The following is a 5,479-nucleotide window of genomic DNA, read 5'->3' as shown; positions in this document are numbered from 1 at the left end:
TCTCTCTCCCCGCTGCTGCTCTCTTCTTTTTTGCCGCCCAGCATTACCTGGCCACCTGTGCCGCAGGCAACCGCTTCATCCTCTCCTATCCAACCGATGACGGTGTCGTGTTCTATGAAAAGAAGCTCCATCTGGAGCTGCGCTGGAGCAAGGGTTCGGAGCGCTACGCCCTGGTGGAACGTAGTTCTCTCGAAAGATCCCTCAGTGCCTACAAAAAAGGGTTGGCCCAGCTGCAGCAGACCCTGCCGCAGTACAGGGCCGACTAACCTGGTTGCTGTAACATTTGCTGTCCCAGAATACCAGGACAACTGGCTGCCAGACAAGCCGCTAATGATCGCCTTTCGGGTGCAAGACCCTGCAACTCTTATAGAAGCAGAATATCTGCAACAGACAGATGATGATTTGACCTAGCTGGGCAGGTGCTGGGGGCCGCCTTAGCCTTGCTGCTATATATCACTCATTATTGTTCTCATGGTGGCTGGCTATGATTATATTTGACAAGAGGTAGCGAGCAAACAAAAAAGCTCCCTTCGGCCCAAAAGGGAGCTTTTCCTTTTCGTGGGTAGCCCCAGGGGTTAGATCTCCAGCCAGGAATCCGAATACAGACTCTGACTCAACAGCACCCGAGCAGTTTTGACGTAGTCCCGTTCTTCCTTGCTCAAGCTGTCCATGTCAATCGGTTCTTCATCAATGACCTTGTTGACCAGTGCTTCTATTTCCGGCACCTCACCTCGGGCAAACTTGTGGAGTTCCGTGTCGAAAGTGTCCACAATAGCAGAGGCCATGCCCCAACGTTTGAGCATCAACAGGTACGTCTGGTTCAGAATGGGGCGCAGATGCTCGGGAGCGCCGTTTGACACATTGGACAGACCACAGGTGGAAGTGCAGCCCTCAAAGACACCCGCACTGTAGTAGTCCCGCATAAATACGTAGAGTGCCAGGACCTGATTCTGTTGGACATTCACAGGAGTGACGATTGGGTCCAGCCAGATCCGCTCCATGGGAATGTCGAGAGCTGCCGCCTCACTGCGAATTGTCTCGGCAAGAGCTCCTCGTTCGTGCTCGTCTCGGGGCATTCCCTCTGGTCCCCAGAGAAGACCGACAAAATCGGCGTCGAATTCTTTGGCCAACGGCAGCAGGGCCTCCATTCTGTCGGGGCGCGCTGAAATCGAGTTGATCAGCGCCCTGCCTTTGTGCACCTTGAGGCCAGCCCGGATAGCATTGACGTTGGAAGTATCAAGGGCGCAAGGAAGATCAACCACTTCTTGAACAGTCTTGACAATCCATTCCATGAGCTCTTCCCCGATGCGCCCGGCCGGACCAATGTTGAGATCCACATAATCCATGCCAGCCTCTTGTTCCTGCACTGCGAGCTCTTGGATGATCTTGGCATCCTTTTCTTTCATGGCCTTGCCGTATTTCTTGCTCATGATATTGACATTTTCGCCAATGAGTATCATAAACCCTCCTTCCCCTTTCTCAGGGCCTGGGAGCGTGTGTGCCCTCAGGGCACAGCCCCATCACGACTGGGTTCACATTATTCCGGCTTTGCTCCCGCCAAGAATCTGAGGGGAACAGCCGCGGCTGCGCCCAATTTGGAGACTCGCAGCCTGCCAGAATCGAGGCTTTGCCTGCTGGCCGTCAGGAGAGCCCTACTCCGGTTTCCACTCTTTCAGGTACTTGGAGATATGCGCCGCCTCTCGAGGCCCTACCAGGATCTTCCAGCCTGCCAACTCCTCTTCCAACTCCCCGCTTATTGCAGCAGCATAGCCTGGAATAATGAGGTTCTTGTGAGAAATCTTGTCTCCGAGCCCGAGCTTGTTTATGGCGGTTCCCACTGTCTCCCCGGTGAATTTGCCTGCGGCCCAAGCCGTGAGCACGCTCAATCCTTCTGTATCGACAACAGCAAGCCAACTGGGCACCCTACTGCCCTCGATCTCACCTGAAACAATAAAATAAGTAAGCGAGAAGTTGCAGGTAACCAGTGCTGGGGAGTTCTCATCCGGGTTGCCAATGGGGTAGATTGCTTGGTCAGCAGTCATCGGCCTTTGCGGATCAGTATAGATATTGAGCCGTTCCAATAGCAGAGGGAAAAGACTGGCTGCCTCAAAATCGCTCATGACAATAAAGCCCGCATACTTGGCAATGAACATGGCCGCCAGCACAGTCTCGTCCATGAGGTTGTCCGCCATCTCGCATGGGAAGGTGATGGTGGGAAAACCTAGAGGTCGGAATACCTGTTTGATGGCAGCTCGTCGCAGAACAGTGTGGTCCTCGAATGCCTGCTTGGCAGTTCTGGCACCGGTATCCAATACCAGGTCCTTGAGGCCCATGCCTGTAAGCTTCTCTGTCAAGGCTATGAGGCCATCATACCCGTCTGAACTCCGGACCGCCAGAGGACAACCAGTCTCTTTTGCCAAGGCGCCAAGGGTGTCAGCTGTCTCTTCAGTGGCCGCATAAATGAGAGGTTTGCGGTCAACGCACGCTTTCACCCCTGCAGCAAGAACGTCAGGGTTGTCACTCATCAAAATTAGCGCCGCCGGAGAGCTGTCCTTGACCTTGTTCACCAGGGCAGTGAATGCCTCCGCATCTCCCGAGGTGTCCTTGATGGCCACCATCTCCGCCCTCAGATTAAGTCCGACTCGCTCATACTGGTACTTCTGCAGCTTTTCCAGTCTGTCATTGACAGCAGCCTCATCCATGTCGGTGGTAACCAGCACGGCCAGTCCTGGCTGATTGACAAAGGTCTTTTCGTGACGGAACAGGACAGTCTCACCGCCAACTTTCACCTCATAGTCACCGGTGCCCACTGTGAGTGGCCTGACCGGGGGCGCGGAACTCTCGGCCAGTTGCTCTTTCGCTTCTTCCGAAACATAGGGGCAGCTTTCCAGTTCCGCTTTTCCCGAAGCCAGCGCCATAGCAAAGGCAAGGCAGGTGGGCACCCCACATTCACCACAATTGGTCTTGGGAAGCAACTTGAAAATCTGAATTCCTGTTAAGCCCATAGTATTTCTCCTCAACCTCTACAGATCAACTAAAAACCGCAGAGAGGGTTCGCCTCTCTGCGGCACCTATCATCAACCAAGAATCGACTCCATCTCCAGGGCTGGATGCTTTTTCTCCTGGAGAAAGGGCAGGATTTCTTCTTCGGTGCTGCCCACATCCTCATCAGCAATCCGATCCAGGAGATCCGGGATGCCTTCTTCCTTGGCCCGTTGCTCAAAACGCTCCCTGATCTCTTCCTTGAGCATCTTCGGCATCCATACTAACCTCTTGATGCCACCGTCACCTTTGATGAACTTGCGCTGGCAGATATTGTATTTACTGTGCCCCACGAAGCCCGGCGTCACCTGCCCGCCGCCGATGGTACCCGCTAAAGTGCTGAACTTCATACCGCAGGGGGTCATGCCCACAAACTCGCGATTCACGGTCATCACCCCGTTGCACATGGGCAGCACTGCGGCCACGCACTCACAGCAGCCACAAGTGGTCATGGGATCGAAGACGACGCTGTAAAAATTGTAGCTGGAAACCGCCTGACGTGAAGCCTTGAAAACGAACTCATTCACACCTTTCCAGTTGCCGTACTTCTCATCTAAGGTCTCGCCCTTGTCGATAGGCTGATTGGGGCCTGTGGGATTGATCTCGTGCGAGGCCTTGCAGTCCATCCAGTTATAGGCACCACACAGTCCCGTACGCTCCGGGCTTATGACGCAGACATGGTTCGGGGCAAACGACTGACACAGGGTGCAAGAGTAGTAAATGTCTGTGGTCTCGTCCGTCATGCCCTCGATACGAGCGTCGCGGTCGTGATAGACAGAGCGAGCTTTTTCTACTATTTCTTTGACCTTGTCTTCCTCAGTGTAAATCTTTACCTGGCACTTGTCGAAGATGGCACCAAAGTCCTGGTGGTATTTGGCGTGGATAATCTTGCCGATGTGTTCCAGGGTGAAACCTTTTTCCACCGCCGCCTTGCCAATACGGTACCAGGCGATGTCGCGCTGGCCTATGTGCATGATGCCCTGGGCATAGTTTACCAGGTGATGAATCTGGCGCTCCAGAATAGGCTCATAGTCTTCCTGCATCTTGCGGCCGGCAACTTCCACCACCACAGCCAGAGGCAACCTGTCGCCCTCTTTCACATCCGTGATGTCAGGACCAATCACTTCCACTTTGCCATCTTCCACCTCTTCCATGGGAGCGATAGTGGTCCACTCCACACATGGAGTCCGCCCGCCACCGCACTCCAGATAGACATCGTCCTTGCGGATCCGCTCGCCCTCGAAGGCTGGACCGTAAGAAACCGGCACCGGCACCTCAGCGATCGTTACCTTGAGGCCGCGAATTTCAATGGATTTGGAAACAATCTGATCATGGGGCACATTGGCGACCACATGCTCGTAAGTACAGATACCAGTGGGGAGAATTTCCGGAATATCAGTGTCAGCGATAGTGGGAAAGCCCCAGTTGATGGCAGCGGCAGCATTGGCAGCCCATTCGGCGTTGACTTCACCTAGTGCATTGACGAAAGCGAAGGTTCTGTTCTTATTGTAAAGAAGGTTACGCTTGTAATCACCAGGCTTCACACCTCCAAAGGCCATGGCCACGCGACAGGCAAACCCCAGGGCAAACACCGCTGATGAGATGGTGGGTCCGAATGGTACCAACCTGGTGGGCCAGCCGATCTGCACTCCCGCTTCGATCAGTTGTTCCGCGAAAGTGGTGCCGCCCTGGTGAGCGTGCATGAACACATAGATGTTTTTTCTCTGGTACTCTTCAGCGATGTCTTTGGCTATTTCTGGACTGGGTGCCGCTCCCACAATGGCAGCGAATCCCGGAGCAGTGCCGTCCACAAACTCAATACCCCGCTTGCGGAAGATGACATCCGCTGCAGCGCCCAACCAGATATTGTCAGCGGTACCCTCTTCTTCAGGCACATAGAAGTCAGGATCTTCCACATAGCGGATGGCCTCGACGATCTCTTCAGCGAAAACCGTGGCCATTCCCGCATCCAGGGTGCCGCCCAGGTAGGGCGTGTGAATGGTCCCTTTGATATGGGGCGGCAGAAGTTTGCGGCATCGCTCCATCACCGGCACCGCATCAGCCAATGTTTCAACTTTCACACCGAGCAGGGCGTAGATGATGGGCAAATAGTACGCCGTCTCAGGAAATTCCAGTTTTTGCTCCGGCCCGTATTTCTCCAATGCCTGCTTGAGCTTGCCTTCCGCCTTCTGGACGATGTTGTAAGCCCCCTGATAGGCGGCGAATGCAACTAATCGTGACATATGCTAGCCTCCTTAACCAATTTGTCGTATTTCCTTCAGAGCCTTACAGCCCTGGTTGTCAACTTCGTGCCGACTGTTCTCCTAGAAGCTATCAGGTATGGCTTCCAGTTTCATACGGTCTTCCATGTCGAACAGTTTTCGTTCACGCTCGCCCATGATGCCGAGGGCTTCGCGCTTTTTGTTGATGTGTTCGA

General features: G+C 54.1%; 4 protein-coding genes. 1 reads left to right on the top strand and 3 read right to left on the bottom strand.

Annotation, left to right across the window (positions count from 1 at the left end; translation table 11 throughout):
- On the top strand, window positions 1-266 hold a 266-nt coding region (locus tag JRI89_16360), incomplete at its 5' end, for a hypothetical protein (protein MBW2072807.1).
- Window positions 267-575: 309 nt separating this feature from the next.
- Here the strand turns inward: JRI89_16360 and JRI89_16355 are convergent.
- The 3 genes from JRI89_16355 to cdhC all read right to left on the bottom strand — a co-directional run bounded on the left by JRI89_16355 (window position 576) and on the right by cdhC (window position 5,285).
- Entirely contained in the window at window positions 576-1,460 is an 885-nt protein-coding gene (locus tag JRI89_16355) for a dihydropteroate synthase (GenBank protein ID MBW2072806.1), read from the bottom strand.
- Window positions 1,461-1,652: 192 nt separating this feature from the next.
- Window positions 1,653-3,005 carry an acetyl-CoA decarbonylase/synthase complex subunit gamma gene (locus tag JRI89_16350; GenBank protein ID MBW2072805.1) on the bottom strand — a complete coding sequence of 451 codons (1,353 nt, stop codon included), beginning with the start codon at window positions 3,003-3,005 and terminating at the stop codon, window positions 1,653-1,655.
- A gap of 72 nt (window positions 3,006-3,077) precedes the next feature.
- Complete coding sequence (cdhC, locus tag JRI89_16345; GenBank protein MBW2072804.1) at window positions 3,078-5,285, bottom strand: CO dehydrogenase/CO-methylating acetyl-CoA synthase complex subunit beta; 2,208 nt, start codon at window positions 5,283-5,285, stop codon at window positions 3,078-3,080.
- Between the last annotated feature and the right edge of the window lie 194 nt (window positions 5,286-5,479).

The organism is Deltaproteobacteria bacterium (assembly GCA_019309045.1).
Lineage (GTDB): Bacteria > Desulfobacterota > Syntrophobacteria > BM002 > BM002 > JAFDGZ01.
This window is presented reverse-complemented; position numbering and strand designations above follow the sequence as displayed.